At 57.7% G+C, this 17,265-nt stretch carries 12 protein-coding genes; 11 read left to right on the top strand and 1 reads right to left on the bottom strand.

All coding sequences use genetic code 11. From position 1 onward, the window contains the following. Window positions 1-42: 42 nt before the first annotated feature. From nirB to AAFH99_RS15730, 9 genes are all read left to right on the top strand, one after another. Window positions 43-2,571, top strand: a complete 2,529-nt coding sequence (gene nirB, locus AAFH99_RS15690; RefSeq protein WP_406828211.1) for a nitrite reductase large subunit NirB — start codon at window positions 43-45, stop codon at window positions 2,569-2,571. Between the two features lie 270 nt (window positions 2,572-2,841). Then, a complete protein-coding gene (nirD, locus tag AAFH99_RS15695; protein WP_043319051.1) occupies window positions 2,842-3,195 on the top strand; it encodes a nitrite reductase small subunit NirD in 354 nt (117 codons plus the stop codon). A 55-nt stretch (window positions 3,196-3,250) separates the two neighbouring features. After that, on the top strand, window positions 3,251-5,953 hold the full coding sequence (locus AAFH99_RS15700; RefSeq protein ID WP_406828212.1) for a molybdopterin-dependent oxidoreductase: 2,703 nt from the start codon (window positions 3,251-3,253) through the stop codon (window positions 5,951-5,953). A 422-nt stretch (window positions 5,954-6,375) separates the two neighbouring features. Further along, window positions 6,376-7,629, top strand: a complete 1,254-nt coding sequence (glp, locus tag AAFH99_RS15705; protein ID WP_406828213.1) for a gephyrin-like molybdotransferase Glp — start codon at window positions 6,376-6,378, stop codon at window positions 7,627-7,629. A gap of 260 nt (window positions 7,630-7,889) precedes the next feature. Further along, window positions 7,890-8,183 (top strand): antibiotic biosynthesis monooxygenase family protein, encoded by a 294-nt coding sequence (locus AAFH99_RS15710; protein WP_406828214.1) that lies wholly within the window; start codon window positions 7,890-7,892, stop codon window positions 8,181-8,183. Between the two features lie 225 nt (window positions 8,184-8,408). After that, the gene (gene trmH, locus AAFH99_RS15715) at window positions 8,409-9,095 is read left to right on the top strand and encodes a tRNA (guanosine(18)-2'-O)-methyltransferase TrmH (RefSeq protein ID WP_406828215.1); all 687 of its coding nucleotides are present in this window, start codon (window positions 8,409-8,411) and stop codon (window positions 9,093-9,095) included. A gap of 223 nt (window positions 9,096-9,318) precedes the next feature. Further along, window positions 9,319-10,047 carry a dienelactone hydrolase family protein gene (locus AAFH99_RS15720; RefSeq protein ID WP_043319061.1) on the top strand — a complete coding sequence of 243 codons (729 nt, stop codon included), beginning with the start codon at window positions 9,319-9,321 and terminating at the stop codon, window positions 10,045-10,047. A 106-nt stretch (window positions 10,048-10,153) separates the two neighbouring features. Beyond that, window positions 10,154-11,101, top strand: coding sequence for an ABC transporter ATP-binding protein (locus tag AAFH99_RS15725; protein ID WP_043319063.1), 948 nt, complete (start codon window positions 10,154-10,156; stop codon window positions 11,099-11,101). A gap of 16 nt (window positions 11,102-11,117) precedes the next feature. Continuing rightward, window positions 11,118-11,879: an ABC transporter permease gene (locus tag AAFH99_RS15730; RefSeq protein ID WP_043319066.1), complete on the top strand. Its 762-nt coding sequence runs from the start codon at window positions 11,118-11,120 to the stop codon at window positions 11,877-11,879. Window positions 11,880-11,949: 70 nt separating this feature from the next. Here AAFH99_RS15730 and AAFH99_RS15735 read toward each other — a convergent pair whose 3' ends face one another. Continuing rightward, a complete protein-coding gene (locus AAFH99_RS15735; protein ID WP_051687331.1) occupies window positions 11,950-12,600 on the bottom strand; it encodes a TetR/AcrR family transcriptional regulator in 651 nt (216 codons plus the stop codon). 248 nt (window positions 12,601-12,848) lie between these two features. On the opposite strand from AAFH99_RS15735, the gene AAFH99_RS15740 reads away from it, so the two are divergent. After that, on the top strand, window positions 12,849-13,997 hold the full coding sequence (locus AAFH99_RS15740) for an efflux RND transporter periplasmic adaptor subunit (protein WP_406828216.1): 1,149 nt from the start codon (window positions 12,849-12,851) through the stop codon (window positions 13,995-13,997). 52 nt (window positions 13,998-14,049) lie between these two features. Then, window positions 14,050-17,142 carry an efflux RND transporter permease subunit gene (locus tag AAFH99_RS15745; protein ID WP_406828217.1) on the top strand — a complete coding sequence of 1,031 codons (3,093 nt, stop codon included), beginning with the start codon at window positions 14,050-14,052 and terminating at the stop codon, window positions 17,140-17,142. The last annotated feature ends 123 nt before the right edge of the window (window positions 17,143-17,265 follow it).

Below are 17,265 nucleotides of genomic sequence, written 5' to 3' on the forward strand. Positions count from 1 at the left end.
TTTTCTTCTGTCGAACCCAATCAGGTTCAAACGGCAGAGATTATGGTTAAGCAAAAAATCGTCGTCATCGGCAACGGCATGGTGGGTCACCACTTCCTGGAACAACTGGCAAATCGTCCCGAACGGGAAATGTTCGACGTGCTGGTATTCTGCGCCGAACCCCGCCCCGCCTATGACCGGGTACACCTCTCCGAATACTTTGGCGGCCGCTCCGCCGACGACCTGGCCATGGGCAAAGTGGAGCAGTACCGCGAGTGGGGTTACGACCTGCGTCTGAACGATGCCGCCGTGGGCATCGACCGCGAGAACAAAATCGTAACTTCTGCCAGTGGCGCGAGTGAAGCGTACGATCACCTGATCCTGGCTACCGGCTCCTATCCTTTTGTACCGCCGATTCCCGGCCACCAGCACGACAAGTGCTTCGTCTACCGCACCATTGAAGACCTCGACAAAATTCAGGCCGCCGCCAAAGAAGGCAAGGTTGGCGTGGTTGTGGGCGGTGGTCTGCTGGGGCTGGAAGCGGCCAACGCGCTCAAACAGCTCGGCCTGGAAGCACACGTGGTGGAATTCGCCCCGGGCCTGATGTCCGTACAGCTGGACGAAGGCGGCTCCAAACTGCTGCGGGAAAAAATTGAAGAGCTGGGCGTAACCGTTCACACCAGCACCGCCACCGAACTGATCGAAGAAGTGGACGGCGGTCGCCTGCGTATGAACTTCAAAGGCGACAAGTCCCTGGATACCGACTTGATTGTGTTTTCCGCCGGTATCCGCCCGGAAGACAGCCTGGCGAAATCCGCTGGTATCGAACTGGGTGAGCGCGGCGGTATCGTGGTGGACAATACCTGCCGCACCTCCGACAAAAATATTTTCGCCATCGGCGAGTGTGCCCTGTTCAACAACTTTATCTACGGTCTGGTAGCCCCCGGCTACACCATGGCGCGCACCGCGGTTTCCCTACTGTGTGGCGAGGCAGCGGAATTCAACGGCGCGGACATGAGCACCAAGCTGAAACTGCTGGGTGTGGAAGTGGGCTCCATCGGCGACGCACACGGCCGCGCGGAAGGTTCCGCCGCGATCACCTTTGTCGATGAACAGACTGGCGTGTACAAGCGCATGATTACCGACCGCGAAGGCAAGAAACTACGCGGTGCGGTACTGGTGGGCGACACCGGCGATTACGACACCCTGCTGCAATACCACCTGAACGATATGGATCTGCCGGAACACCCGGAACAACTGATCCTGCCGGCACTGGACGGCGCCGCCCCGACTCTCGGTGCCGACGCGCTGCCAGATACCGCCACCATTTGTTCCTGTCACAACGTCAGCAAAGGCGACATCGTCGGCGCGGTTCAGGGCGGTTGCTGCTCTGTGGGCGAAGTCAAAGACTGCACCAAGGCGGCCACCGGCTGTGGTGGCTGTTCTGCACTGCTGAAAAACGTGGTGGACACAGAGCTCGCGGCCCTGGGTATGGAAGTGAACAACGACCTCTGCCCGCACTTCCCCTACACCCGCCAGGAAATTTTCCACATGGTGCAGGTGGAGGAAATCAAAACCTTCGACGAGCTACTGCACAAGCACGGCACCGGTAAAGGCTGTGAAATCTGTAAGCCCACCGCGGCTTCCATTTTCGCATCCCTGTGGAACGAACATATTCACAAAAAGCCCCACGTTGGCCTGCAGGACACCAACGATACCTTTATGGCGAATATGCAGAAAAACGGTACCTACTCCGTGGTTCCGCGTATTGCCGGCGGTGAGATTACTCCCGACAAACTGATCGTGCTGGGTCAGGTGGCAAAGAAATACGATCTGTATACCAAGATCACCGGCGGCCAGCGTATCGACCTGTTTGGCGCTCGCTTGGAAGAGCTGCCGGAGATCTGGCGCGAGCTGACCGATGCGGGCTTTGAGACTGGCCACGCGTACGGTAAATCCCTGCGCACCGTTAAATCCTGTGTGGGTAGTACCTGGTGTCGCTTTGGTGTGCAGGACAGTGTGGGCATGGCGCTTATGGTAGAGAACCGCTACAAGGGCCTGCGTTCCCCGCACAAAATCAAGATGGCGGTTTCCGGTTGTACCCGTGAGTGTGCGGAAGCCCAGAGCAAAGATATTGGTGTGATTGCGACCGAGAACGGCTGGAACCTGTATGTGTGTGGTAACGGTGGTATGCGCCCCCGTCACGCGGATTTGTTTGCGACGGATCTCGACGATGTGACGCTGATTAGATATATCGACCGTGTGCTGATGTTCTATGTGCGCACGGCGGACAAGTTGCAGCGTACTTCGGTTTGGCTGGAAAACCTGGAAGGTGGTCTGGATTACCTGCGCGAGGTGGTGATCGAGGACAAGCTGGGTATCTGCGATGAGCTGGAACGCCAGATGACCAATGTGGTTGGCACTTACCAGTGTGAGTGGAAAACCGCGATCAACGATCCGGAAATGGTCAAGCGCTTCCGCCAGTTCGTAAATACCGACGAGAAAGACGAGAAAATCGTCTTCGTGGAAGAGCGCGAACAACGCCGCCCTGCGACTCAGGAAGAAATCGTCAAGATTGCCGAGCCGGCTTAAGTTTTTTCCCGGCCCGGTGGCGGCGAGTCACCGGGTGCGGGTTTTCAGGACCGAGCTGGGCGCCCCCCTGGGAACCCATCCATGGGCGCTGCGGCGCAAACTTCCTGTTTGCGACGCTCCTGAAAACCCGCACTCGGCGCCTCGCCTTCGCATCGAACTAATTTAGTCCGCCCCGCGTCATTCCGGCGCAGGCCGGAATCCAGCCCCACAGAAGCTGGAAAAGAACACAAGTTTTAAGATTTTCACCACCACCATTTGTGGAGAACCAGAATGAGCGAAGTTGCCATAACCCGCGCCGAGTGGCTGCAAGTCTGCAAGCGATCAGACCTTGTAGCCGATTCCGGAGTGTGCGCTCTTGTGGGCGGTCGTCAGATTGCCCTGTTTTTTTTACCCGAGCAGGAACCCCAGTTGTACGCCATCGATAACTGGGATCCTATCGCCAACGCCGGCGTAATCGGCCGCGGCCTTGTGGCGGAGATCGACGGTGAGCTGACCGTTGCCTCGCCGCTGTACAAGCAGCACTACCGCCTGAGCGACGGCCAGTGCCTGGAAGAGGAAGAGATCAAGCTGGAGATATTCCCCGTTGCCTTTGAGGGCGATGATGTTCTGATTCAGGTTGGCTAATCGATAATCCGATCGGCCGATTAAAAGAAGAAGCAAACAAAATAAGCAGTCGAAGATGGCATTAACAGAACTGTTCAGCGCCCACAGATCCTGTACCACCTGCCCCTATTGCGGGGTGGGTTGCGGGGTGGCGGCGACGCGGGAGTCCAGCCCGGCCACTGGTGAGGATGTGATCCGCATTGAGGGAGATCAGCAGCATCCGGCCAACAAAGGCAAGCTGTGCGTCAAGGGTTCTTCCCTGGCGGATACTCTCGGCAACCACGGGCGTCTGTTAAAGCCGCAGTTGCACGGCGAAGAGTGCGACTGGGGAACGGCGCTGGAATTTGCCGCGTCGCGGCTGCGCGAGACCATCGACGAGCACGGGCCGGATTCAGTGGCATTTTACTTGTCCGGTCAGTTGTTGACGGAAGATTATTACGTTGCCAACAAACTGATGAAGGGATTTATCGGCACGGGCAATGTGGATACCAATTCCCGCCTGTGTATGTCCTCTGCGGTGGCCGCCTACAAACGTGCATTTGGCGCGGATGCGGTGCCGTGTAATTACGAGGATCTGGACGAGGCGGAGCTGGTGGTTCTGATCGGCTCCAATGCCGCCTGGACTCACCCGATTCTGTTCCAACGGATGCAGGCGGCCAATGCGAAACTGGTGGTGGTAGATCCCCGCGGTAGTGCCACCAGTGAAATGGCGGATATGCATCTGGCGATCACCCCGGGTAGTGATGCGGCGCTATTTAACGGTCTGCTGCACTATCTCACCGAATTCGGTGCCCTGGATCAGGGGTTTATCGACAACCACACGGAAAGTTTTACCGACGCGCTTTACGTAGCCGCGGAGTGGACGCCGGAGAAAGTGGCGGAATACTGCAGTGTGGAGCTGGAGCAATTGCTCGCTTTTTACGAGCTGTTCCGCACCACAGAAAAAACCATCAGCTTCTATTCCCAGGGCGTCAATCAGTCCAGCACAGGCACCGATAAAAACAACACCATTATCAATTGCCACCTAGCCACCGGCCGCATCGGCAAGCCCGGTTGTGGCCCCTTCTCCATCACCGGCCAGCCCAATGCCATGGGCGGGCGCGAGGTGGGCGGGCTGGCGAATATGCTCGCCGCGCATATGGATTTCACCGAAGACAATATCGACCGCGTGGGCCGCTTCTGGAATGCCACAAAGATGGCACAGGGCCCGGGCCTGAAAGCGGTGGACCTGTTTAACGCGGTGGAGAGCGGTCAGATCAAGGCCGTGTGGATCATGGCCACCAATCCGGCGGTGAGTATGCCGGATGCACGCCGCGTCGCCGCCGCCCTGAAAAACTGCCCCACGGTGATCGTCTCCGACTGCGTCGGCGATACCGATACCGCGCGCACCGCCGACCTGCTGCTACCCGCGACCACCTGGGGGGAAAAGACCGGCACCGTCACCAACTCCGAGCGCTGTATCTCCCGTCAGAAAGGTTTTCTGCCGAAACCGGGGGAAGCCCGCCACGACTGGGAAATCATCTGCGAGGTGGCAAAGCGCCTCGGCTTTGGCGAAGCGTTTGATTTTGAAACCCCGGCAGATATTTTCCGCGAGCACGCCGCCCTGTCCGGGTTTGAAAACACCCGTGACCAGGCCCGCCGCGCCTTCGATATTTCCGCGCTGGCGAATATCAGCGATCAGGAATACGACTTCTTTACTCCGGTGCAGTGGCCGGTGAACGCCGAACATCCCCACGGCACCGCGCGCCTGTTCAGCGACGGCGACTTCTACACCCCCAATGGCCGCGCCCGCTTTGTCGCCGTACAGCCCCGGTGCCCGAAGCAGGAAGCCCGCGACGAATACCCGCTGGTGTTGAACAGCGGCCGTCTGCGCGACCAGTGGCACACCATGACCCGCACCGGCCGCGCGCGCAAACTGCTGGACCACAGCGAAGCGCCGGAACTGCACGTACATCCACAGGAAGCGTCTAAATTCGGTATCGAAGATGCACAACTGGTGCGCGTGGAAAGCGAAAAAGGCCAGTTCTTCGGCCGCGCAAAAGTTACCAGCAGTCAGAAACCCGGCCAACTGTTTGCCCCGATCCACTGGAGTGACAGCCTCGCCCACAACGCCACCGTCAGCGCCCTGGCCATCCCCTTCACCGACCCCTTCTCCGGCCAGCCGGAACTGAAGCAGGTAGCGGTAAAAGTCGAACCACTCTCTGCCCACAGCTACGCCTGCCTGCTACTGCGCAGCAAAGCCGCAGAAGAACTCCACAGCCGCCTGCAGGCCGGCGACACGCAATTGTTTGAAACCATCCTGCACTGGTACCGGGTACCGGTGGAAGGCGATTACCGTTTCGAATTGGCCCTGAAAAAGCAACCGGACTGGCAGTCCATGGCCGACAAGCTGTTCAACCTGAGCGGCAAACAACTCAATCGCAAACAGCTGCAACTGCCCAGCGGCGAACGCTGGTTGCTGCACAGTGAAGAGATGGAATTACTGGTCTTCACCAGCGCCGACTGGCAGGGCCTGCCGGACCGCAAAACTCTGGAAAACGCCCTGCAAGAGCCACTACCAGACGCACCTGCAAAACTCTTACATGACGTCCCCGCCAGTGCGCAGATGGTATGCACCTGCCTGCAGGTTTCCCGCAAGGAAATCGAAGCGGCGATTGCCGAAGGTGCGGCCTCCGTTGATGAGCTGGGTGAACTGCTGGGATGTGGTACCAACTGCGGTTCCTGCAAGCCGGAAATCTCAGCGCTGCTGAATACCAATCTTGCAGTAGCGGTTGGGTAAGCACCGAATAGTTCTCACGTCATGCCGGACTTGATCCGGCATCCAGCTTCGTAGTGCTGGATTCCGGGTCGAGCCCGGAATGACGAGAGAGCGGTGAATCAACCGGTAAGTACGATACAGCTACTCTCAAGCTCTATCACTGTCATGCCGGACCTGATCCGGCATCCGGCTTCGGAACTCTGGATTCCGGGTCGAGCCTGGAATGACGGGAGAGTGACGAATCAACCTGTAAGTACGATATACCTACTCTCAACCTCTATCAGCGTCATGCCGGACTTGATCCGGCATCCAGCTTCGTAGCGCTGGATTCCGGGTCAAGCCCGGAATGACGTTAGAGCGAACAATCCCATCTCAGCACTTGGCAAATCCCACCCAGCCCAGCTATCTTCTCGACCAAACAGACAAGATTTAAGGCAATAACAATGACTGATGCCTGTGCAGAAAACGGCCTGCGTTCCGTAGAAGTGGCCAAGCAGATGCTGATCGACAGCATCAACCCCATCACCGCGAGCGAAACCATCCCATTAAGTCAGGCCTGTGGCCGCGTACTGGCCGAGCCCGTACTGTCCGCACTCGACCTGCCCCCCTGCGACAACTCCGCCATGGACGGCTACGCCCTGAGCGGCGACCGTGACAGCTACACCATCATCGGCAAAAGCCTCGCCGGCCACCCTTTTTTTGGCACTCTGGAACCAGGCCAAGCCACCCGTATCACCACCGGTGCCGCCGTACCCACGGGCGCCGACCGCGTACAGATGCAGGAAAACTGCAATTTAGATGGCGACCAGCTCACCATGAGCCGCCCCGCCAAACCTGGCGAAAACATTCGCCGCCGCGGCGAAGACGTCCATACCGGACAGAGCCTCATACCAGTCGGTTCCAAAATCAAAGTCCCCCACATTGCACTGTTAGCCGGCGCCGGTGTGGCCGAAGTCACGGTACTGCGCAAACTCAAAGCCGCCCTGCTTTCCATCGGTGATGAACTGAAACCCATCGGCACCCCGGCATCCGAATTGGGCGATGGCGATATCTACGATAGCAATCGAATTGCACTGCAGGCTGCATTAGAACAACTGGATGTGGATATTCTGGATCTCGGCTACTGGCCGGACCAGCCAGAAAAAATCCGCGAGGCGTTTATCAAAGCCCGCGACAACGCAGACTTTGTCATTACCAGCGGTGGTGTATCCGTCGGTGAAGCGGATTTCACCAAAACCGTTTTGCAGGAACTCGGCGAAATCGGTTTCTGGAAGCTCGCGATCAAACCTGGCAAACCCTTCGCCTTCGGTCGCCTCCCCAAAGCCGATGGTGAAGCTTTATTCTTCGGCCTGCCCGGTAACCCGGTTTCCGCGATCGTTACCCTGTACCAGCTGGTCGTTCCCGCCCTAGAAAAATTGCGTGGCACCTCCGAAAAATTCCACCAGCCTCCTCTACAGGTCCGCGCGCGGTTGTTGAACGATATCTGCAAGAGACCTGGACGCACGGATTATCAACGAGGGTTTACCTATCGCGATGAGGATGGGATTCAGGTGGTGGAGACTCGCGGTATTCAGGGGAGTCATATTCTTTCCGGCTTTGCGGCGGCGAACTGTTTTGTTGTTTTGCCTCGGGAAGGCGGGGATTGTGAAACTGGGGATTGGGTTACGGTGGAACCCTTTTCTGCGCCTTTGATGTAGCTCTGTGGTCCCGAGTAAGCGAGTTTTTTGGCGGAAAAGCACCGGGTGTAGCTTTTCGAAACCGCTGTAAACCCCGCAAGCGGGGCCGGCCGCCAATCACAGATTGACGTCGTTCGGCTGCGCGTGAAGCAGTGCTTCGCAATCGCTTGCCTCACCCCTACACGCTGCGGCGGCGACGTCCCTGTCGCTCACGCTTTCGAAAAGCTACACCCGGCACTTTACCTTCACATTTTACATTTCCCTCTGAACAAGGAGCTAGCGTGATTCTTGAAGTAGCGATTCTGGACGTAAAGCCAAGTCAGAATGAAGAATTCGAACGCGCCTTCAAAAAGGCACAGTGCATCATTTCCTCGATACCAGGCTACAAAAATCACCAATTACAAAAGTGCCTTGAAAAAGAAAGCCGCTACATCCTGTTGGTGAATTGGGAAAAACTAGAAGACCACACGCAGGGCTTCCGAAAATCCCCCGAATACCTAAACTGGAAAGCCCTCCTCCACCACTTCTACGACCCATTCCCAGAAGTAGAACACTACTCGCTCGTCGAACTGTAAGTTCTCCGGTGCGAAGGCGCTGATACCGAGTACACCTTTGCGAGACCGTCTGCGGCCAGGACGGCCGCAGACGAGCCCCCAGGGATGGGTTTACGGCGTGTCTCGCACAGGTGTACTCGGTAGCAGTGCCGCCCCCACACGTCCAAAGCCGGCACCACAAAACCCTTTAGAACCCACGATGCTATAATCCGCGGCACCCCAAAGAACGAACAAGACAGAAGTACCATGAGCCGCAGCCGCTACGAGAAATTCAAGCAGGTGCTCCGCCAGCGCCAGCACGATATGACGATCCTTACCGACCAGGTACATAAAGCCCAGAATATCTCTGCCATGCTGCGGACTGCCGACGCTGTCGGCATCCCCGAAATCCACATGGTGCAGCCACTGCACGGCCACAAGATTTATCACAACACCGCCGGAGGCAGTGGCCGCTTTACGGGGAACAGAGTCTACCCCGATATTCAAACCGGTATGGCTCATCTAAAACAGCAGGGCATGCACCTCTACGCCGCCCACTGGTCCGACCGCGCCATCGACTACCGACAAGCCGACTACACCCAGCCCTTCGCCCTCGTCATGGGCGCCGAGAAAGATGGCCTCAGCGACTACGCTGCCGAGCACGCCGACGACCATGTCACCATCCCGATTATCGGCATGGTGGAAAGCTACAACGTGAGTGTGGCCGCGGCGATTATTCTTCAGGAAGCGATGTATCAGAGGACCAACGCGGGAATGTATGAAAACAAAGAGCTCGACGAAGATGACCCGAAAATAAAAGACATCCTGTTTCGCTGGATGCACCCGAAAATGGTGAGATATTGTGAGCAGTACAAGTTGCCATTTCCGGAGCTGGATGAGGATGGCGATATTATTCCGCCTAAAGACTCAAAGTACCGCCGACCGAAAAACTGACCGGCTGATCGTCATGTAGGATTCGATCCTGCATCTGGCTTCGTAGCACTGGATTCCGGGTCAAGCCCGGAATGACGAGGGGGATCGATTCCCGCACCCAACTTTACAGAAACCGTCATGCCGGACTTGATCCGGAATGACGGCTGCGCGTTGCTTTAGCCAAAGCACCCATCTACTCTTGGCACACCATTTTCAAGACCAAGTATTCCTCAAGGAGGACGCAGTGCACACCGAAGACATCGAATACACCATCGACGGCGAATCCTTTACCGGCTATCTGGCCTACGACGAAACCCTCGAAGGCAAACGGCCCGCCATCCTCCTCGTCCACGAATGGTGGGGCATGAACGACTTTACCAGGGAAGAAGCCGAGCGCCTCGCCGCCGAAGGCTTCACCGCCTTTGCCCTCGACATGTACGGCACCGGTGTCGGCGCCGACAATCCCGCCGACGCCGCCGCACTCATGAACAAAACCATAGAGACCGAAGGTGCCGCGCTCAAGCGCTTCCAGGCCGCCCTCGATCTGATCAACGCTCACGAAACCGTGGAAGTCGGCCAGGTTGCCGCACAGGGCTACTGCTTCGGTGGCGCGGTGGCATTGACCATGGCCCGCCTTGGGCTGCCGCTAAAAGGTGTCGTCAGTTTCCACGGCGACCTGCAGACCGAAGTGCAGATCAAACCCGGCGATGTCAAAGCAGAAATCCAGGTCTACACCGGCGGTGACGACGACATGATTCCCGCAGAACAGGTAGCCAACTTCGTCAAAGAAATGCAGACCGCCGGTGTGCGTTTCGATGTGATCAGTTACCCCGGGGCCAAACACGGCTTCACCAACCCTGCCGCCACCGGTCGCGGCGAAAAGTTCGGCATTCCACTGGCGTACAATGAAGAGGCCGCCAATGATGCCTACGAGGGTGCAGTGAACTTCTACAACAGAATTTTTGGGCTCTAATCTCGCATTGACCTCCACCTGCCCCGAACCGCTAGCGCACTCGTATGGCTTCGGGGCACAATGTGTGCCGCTTTTTGCGAGACGCACAGAGAACAAGGGAGGATGCGTGCAACCGATCATTTCTATTGACGGCGTAGGTAAAACCTATGCCGGCGGTTTTACCGCGCTCAAATCCGTCGACCTCCAAATCAATCGTGGCGAAATTTTCGCCCTGCTCGGCCCCAATGGCGCCGGCAAAACCACCCTCATCAGTATTATCTGCGGTATCGTTAATCCCACCAGTGGCAGTGTGTCCGCCGATGGCCACGATATTCAGCGGGAATTTCGCCCTGCGCGCAGCAAGATAGGCCTGGTACCCCAAGAACTTTCCACGGATTCCTTTGAGAGTGTGTGGAACACCGTCAGCTTCAGCCGCGGTCTGTTTGGCAAGGCGCCCAACCCCGAATACATCGAGAAAATCCTGCGTCAACTCTCCCTATGGGAGAAAAAGGACAGCAAGATCATGGCGCTGTCCGGTGGTATGAAACGCCGGGTAATGATCGCCAAAGCACTATCCCACGAGCCGTCCATTCTGTTCCTCGACGAACCCACCGCCGGTGTGGATGTAGAGTTGCGCCGGGACATGTGGGAAATGGTGCGCGGACTGCGGGAAAATGGCGTTACCGTGATTCTCACCACGCACTATATCGAGGAAGCAGAAGAAATGGCGGATCGCATTGGTGTGATCAACCATGGCGAGCTTGTGCTGGTGGAAGAAAAACACACGCTGATGCGCAAGCTGGGCAAAAAACAGCTGACCATCCACTTGCAGAACCCAGTCACCGGGCTGCCCGATAGTCTCGGTGAGTTTGCCCTGGAAGTGACAGACGAAGGCAACCAGCTGGTGTACACCTTCGACACCCAGCGAGAGCACACAGGCATCGCCGAACTGCTGCGCGCGTTGAACCAGCAGGGTATCGAGTTCAAGGATCTGCACTCCAGTGAAAGCTCCCTGGAAGAGATTTTTGTCAATCTGGTGCACCAGAACCAGAACGAACGCCAGCAGGTCGGATAACAGAGGAGTTTGTCGGATGAATGTTTACGGTATCCGCGCCATTTACCAGTTTGAAATGGCCCGCACCGGGCGCACCCTGATGCAGAGCATCGCCTGGCCGGTGATTTCCACCTGCCTGTACTTTATCGTTTTCGGCACCGCCATCGGCGGTCGCCTGGGCGAAATCGAGGGGGTGAGTTACGGAGCGTTTATTATTCCCGGGCTGATCATGCTGTCGCTGTTGTCGGAAAGTATTTCCAATGCGTCGTTCGGCATTTTCTTCCCCAAATTCAGCGGCACCATTTACGAGGTGCTTTCCGCTCCAGTATCCGCGTTTGAGATCGTCGCCGGCTATGTAGGCGCGGCGGCCACCAAGTCGGTCATTATCGGCATACTGATTCTCATCACCGCGCGTTTTTTTGTGGACTACGAGATCGCCCATCCCTTCTGGATGATCGGCTTTCTTATTCTCACCGCAGTCACCTTCAGTATGTTCGGTTTTATTATCGGCGTGTGGGCCGATGATTTTCAGAAGCTGCAGATTATTCCGCTGATGGTGATCACCCCGCTGACATTTCTCGGTGGTGCTTTCTACTCCATCAATATGCTGCCGGAGTTCTGGCAGAAGGTAACCCTGTTTAACCCGGTGGTGTATCTGATCAGCGGTTTTCGCTGGGCGTTTTACGGCGTCTCCGATGTCAATGTTGGAATCAGTCTCGGCATGACACTGCTGTTCCTGTTTGCCTGCATGACCGCGGTGTGGTGGATTTTCCGTACCGGCTACAAGATCCGTACCTGATTCAGCATCGCCCTAACAAAAAAGCCCGCGGAAGCATGCTCCCGCGGGCTTTTTCAATCGGTCATCAATCTCAGTGAGGCTGGTAACCCCGGCAGAACACTCGCACCACTTCCGCTACATGTTCTGTAATTTCCTCTTGCGCGGGAGGTTCGGTACACCCGAGCATAATCTGAATGTGTCGGCACCCTCCCTGCAACATGCCGAAAAACAACTCCGAGGCACGTTCGGTGTCCGGTATCTGCAACTGCCCCAGCTCACAGGCCCGATTGAGGAAACGCGTCATTTCATTGCGGGTACGCATCGGACCGGCCTCGTAAAACAGATTGGCCATGGTCTGATCCTGGGCGCCCACGGCACTGATCAGGCGCATCAGTTTCATGGAGTCCTCGTGGTACAACATCTCCAGAAAAGCCTCGCCGATCTGTTGCAACATTTCCACAACCGGCACCCCGGGCTCGAGGGTAAACATCACCACCGGCATCTGGCTGCAGCACTTGTCTTCAATGGCATCCGTAAACAGCGTCTCCTTGTCAGAGAAATGGCTGTACACCGTCAGCTTGGAGACACCCGCCGCGCTGGCCACAGCGTCCATGCTGGTACCGGTAAATCCGTGGGTGAGAAACAGGTGCTTGGCCGCATGCAGAATGGCCTGCCGCTTGGCCGGGTCTTTGGGGCGGCCGCGGCTGGTCGGGGCGGTACTGCTGGAATTTATAGAGCTCATGGTCGTCATCGTCTTCGTGTTGCGCGCTACCCAACCCCGCTTGCTGGTTGATGAAGCACACGCTCGCGCCCACTGAATTAGTGGACTCGCGAGTTTAATATACTTACTATACTCGCCAGTACAGAATAGAGTCCGGCGCAGTATGGCAGACAACTGTACCAGTTTCTGCCGACATCCCCGACCCCAAAGTCACCCGCCGGAATTTCCGACTCCAACGCAACCCGTGCCCCACAGGGATTGAGGTAATCATGCACCGCTTCCTCCCCCATAACGCTTCCGCACTCAAATGGTCCACCACCTTGCTGGCTGCACTATCCCTTGTCGCCTGCTCGACATCGGACCCGGAAAGCACCAAGCCTCCGCGCCCGGCCATCGTAGTGCACCCCACAGCGTCCGGCAGCCAGCTCGCGGTCTACCCGGGAGAGGTTCGCGCCCGCTATGAGCCGGCACTGGCCTTCCGGGTCGGCGGCGCGGTTACCCGCCGCCTGGTGGATGTGGGAGATAGAGTGAGACAGGGCCAGCCTTTGGCTGAACTGGATGCGCAAGACCTGCAATTGCAGCGCGACGCCGCCCGCGCTCAGCTGCAGGCGGCGCAGACTGAAAATCGCAACGCCAGCAATGAGCTCGCACGCTACCGCGACCTGCTGGAGCGGAAACTGATCGGGGAATCCCAGTTTGATACCGTAAAGACGCGCCACGACAGCAGTGTGGCCCAGCTTGAGCGGGCCCGCGCCCAATGGAAGGTGGCGGAAAACCAGGCCAACTACGCAACCCTCAAGGCCCCCAGCGACGGAGTCATCACCGGTCGCAGTATTGATGCCGGACAGGTTGTCAGCGCCGGTCAGACGGTATTTACCATGGCGTCAGATGGGGAGCGGGAGGTCCTGATCGACCTACCGGAACAGGAAGTAACCCGCTTTGCCCTAGGCCAGCCGGTAACCATCGAGCTGTGGTCCGCACCCGGAGCCCCGATTCACGGAAAGGTGCGGGAGCTCTCTCCTGCTGCAGAGTCTGGCCTGCGCACCTTTGAAGCGCGCATCGCGTTTTCGCCAGACGGCAACGCCGAGGGTAAACCCCAGCTGGGCCAGAGCGCCCGAGTATATGCACGCACGGATTCAAAGCGCCCTACCCAGCGGCTGCCCATGTCTGCGATTACCGCCGATGGGGCCGAAGCCTTCGTATGGCGCATGGACCCCGACACCTTCACGCTGCACAAGGTGGCGGTCACCGTCGCCAATTACGGCCACGAGTATGCAGAGGTGATCTCCAGCCTTACCCCTCAGGACTGGGTAGTGTCCGCCGGCACCCAGCTGGTTCGCGAAGGCCAACGGGTGCGCCCGGTAGATCGTCAGAACAGACCGATAGAGGCCGACGACCGCCTGGCACAAAGCCTCTGACGCAACGCCACTGACGCCTGACAAAAAACACTGCATCTACGGACACAATACGATGTCATTCAATCTCTCAGAGTGGGCACTGAAGAATAAACCACTGGTGCTCTACACCATGCTTGTGCTCGGCCTTATCGGGGCGATTTCGTATACGCAACTGGGGCAAAGCGAGGATCCCCCCTTCACCTTCAAGGTCATGGTGGTAAATACCCTTTGGCCGGGCGCCAGTGCAGAAGAGGTCTCACGCCAGGTCACCGAGCGCATCGAGAAAAAACTGATGGAGACCGGGGACTACCAGCGCATAACCTCTTTCTCCCGCCCGGGCCAATCCCAGGTGATGTTTATGGCCAGGGACGATATGCGCTCAGCGGAGATTCCCGACCTCTGGTATCAGGTGCGCAAGAAAGTCGGAGATATCCGCCACACACTGCCGACAGATATTCAGGGCCCGTTTTTTAATGACGAATTTGGCACTACCTTTGGCAATATCTACGCCCTCACCGGCCAGGGTTTTGATTATGCGCTGATGAAGGACTACGCCGATCGGCTGCAGCTCGCCTTGCAGCGGGTTGAGGACGTCGGCAAGGTTGAACTGCTCGGTCTGCAGGACGAGAAAGTCTGGGTGGAAATCTCCAATGCCAAACTGGCTTCCCTGGGGATTCCTCTCTCCGCCGTACAATCGGTGTTGCAGGCGCAAAACCAGATGGCGGACGCCGGGATTGTGGAGGCCGTCAGCGACCGCGTACGTATCCGCATCAGTGGCCAATTCCGTAGCGTAGAGGAAATCCGCCAGTTCCCGATTCACGCCAACGGCCATACCCTGACCCTGGGCGATATCGCCGACGTGCGGCGCGGCTTTAGTGATCCACCACAACCGCGGATGCGTTTTATGGGCGAAGATGCCATCGGCATTGCCGTGTCCATGAAGAGTGGTGGCGACATCCTGCAACTGGGCGAGCGCCTGGACGCTGCGATGGAATCTCTGCAACAGGACCTGCCCATCGGCCTTTCCCTGAGCAAGGTATCCGACCAGCCCGCGGCAGTAAAAAGCAGCGTGGGTGAATTTGTCAAAGTGCTGATCGAGGCATTGGTCATCGTAATGCTGGTGAGTTTTTTCTCACTGGGATTCCGCACCGGGCTGGTGGTGGCACTGTCGATCCCGCTGGTGCTGGCGATGACCTTTGCGCTGATGAATTACTTTGATATCGGCCTGCACAAGATTTCCCTTGGTGCACTGGTGCTGGCGCTGGGACTGATGGTGGACGATGCCATCATCGCCGTGGAGATGATGGCGATCAAAATGGAACAGGGTCTGAGCCGGTTGAAGGCAGCAGGCTTCGCCTGGAACAGTACTGCGTTTCCGATGTTGACTGGAACCCTGATCACCGCCGCGGGTTTCCTGCCCATTGCCACCGCGCAGTCCGGCACCGGGGAGTACACTCGCTCAATTTTTCAGGTGGTGACACTATCCCTGCTCGCCTCCTGGGTAGCGGCAGTAGTATTTGTGCCCTACCTGGGTAACCGCCTGCTGCCGGAACATGGCGGTCACGGATCGACCTCTCAAAATGATCCGTACAGCAAACCCTTTTATCAGCGCTTCCGCCGCATCCTCAACTGGTGCCTGCACTATCGCAAAACAGTATTGCTGCTGAGCGTAGTTATTTTTGTCGGTGCGATTTTTCTGTTCCGCTTTGTGCCGCAACAGTTCTTCCCCTCGTCGGCTCGCCTGGAGCTGATGGTGGATTTGAAACTGAGTGAAGGCGCTTCCCTGCACGCCACCGAGGGGCAGGCCTTGCGTCTGGAGGAACTGCTGTCACAGAACCCACTGGTGGAAAACTATGTAGCTTATGTGGGCACCGGTTCACCGCGTTTTTACCTGCCGCTGGATCAGCAGCTGCCCGCCGCCAGTTTTGCCCAGTTTGTGGTGTTGACCCGCAGTGTGGAGGAGCGGGAACAGGTACGCCAATGGCTGATCTCCACCCTGAGCGAACAGTTCCCGTCGGTACGCACACGGGTCTCGCGGCTGGAGAACGGACCGCCGGTGGGGTATCCAGTGCAGTTCCGGGTTTCGGGTGAACATATCGGCGAAGCCCGCCGAATTGCCCGGGAAGTGGCCGCGGTGGTGCGCGAAAATGAAGACGTGGCCAATGTGCACCTGGACTGGGAAGAACCCAGCAAGGTCGTGAAACTGGATATCGACCAGGCCCGCGCACGGGAAATGGGGGTTAGCACAGCCTCCCTGTCTCGCGCACTGCAGGGCTCACTGTCCGGCACCGCAGTGGGCCAATACCGCGAAGACAATGAACTGATCACCGTCGCTGTACGGGGGCAGGAGCGGGAACGGCAGGCATTGGAACAGCTGGGTAACCTGGCGATACAGACCGATGCCGGAAACTCACTGCCGCTGAATCAGATCGCAACCCTCGACTACGGCTTTGAAGAAGGGGTTATCTGGCACCGGGATCGCCTGCCCACGGTGACGGTGCGCGCGGATATATATGGCACCGAGCAACCGGCAACCGTAGTGGCCAGTATCTGGCCGCAGCTTCAGGGAGTCCGCGATGGGTTGCCGCCCGGCTATCTGTTGGAGGTCGGCGGCAGTGTGGAGGAATCCGCACGCGGCCAGGACTCCGTCAATGCCGGTATGCCGCTGTTTATTTTTGTGGTGTTCACCCTGCTGATGTTACAGCTGCGCAGCTTCTCCCTGTCCACCATGGTGTTTCTCACCGCGCCACTGGGTATTATCGGTGTCACCCTGTTCCTGCTGCTGTTCAACCAGCCATTTGGTTTTGTCGCCATGCTCGGCACTATTGCCCTGGCTGGCATGATCATGCGCAACTCGGTCATTCTGGTGGACCAGATAGAACAGGATAAACGCCAGGGGCTCGCCCCCTGGGATGCCATTGTAGAATCCACCGTGCGCCGCTTCCGCCCGATTGTACTGACGGCGCTGACAGCGGTGCTGGCGATGATTCCGTTATCTCGCAGTGATTTCTTCGGTCCCATGGCAGTGGCAATTATGGGTGGACTGATCGTGGCCACCGCACTGACGCTGCTGTTCTTGCCCGCCCTGTATGCAGCGTGGTTCCGGGTTGAGAAGTCAGAGGAAAGCGATGCGGCGGAAAGTGCCTTACCTGCAACCAGCAGCTAAGTAAAAACAGCTATGTGAAAACAGCAAAAAAGGCTTCCAGGACGGACACTGCTGTCCCACAGTTTGACAGTCATGAGACCAGCCTCATTTGAGGCTGGTCTTTTTGATTGGGTGGCGGGCGCG

Origin of the sequence: Microbulbifer sp. ARAS458-1, assembly GCF_045348205.1 — a bacterium.
In the GTDB taxonomy this organism is placed as follows: domain Bacteria; phylum Pseudomonadota; class Gammaproteobacteria; order Pseudomonadales; family Cellvibrionaceae; genus Microbulbifer.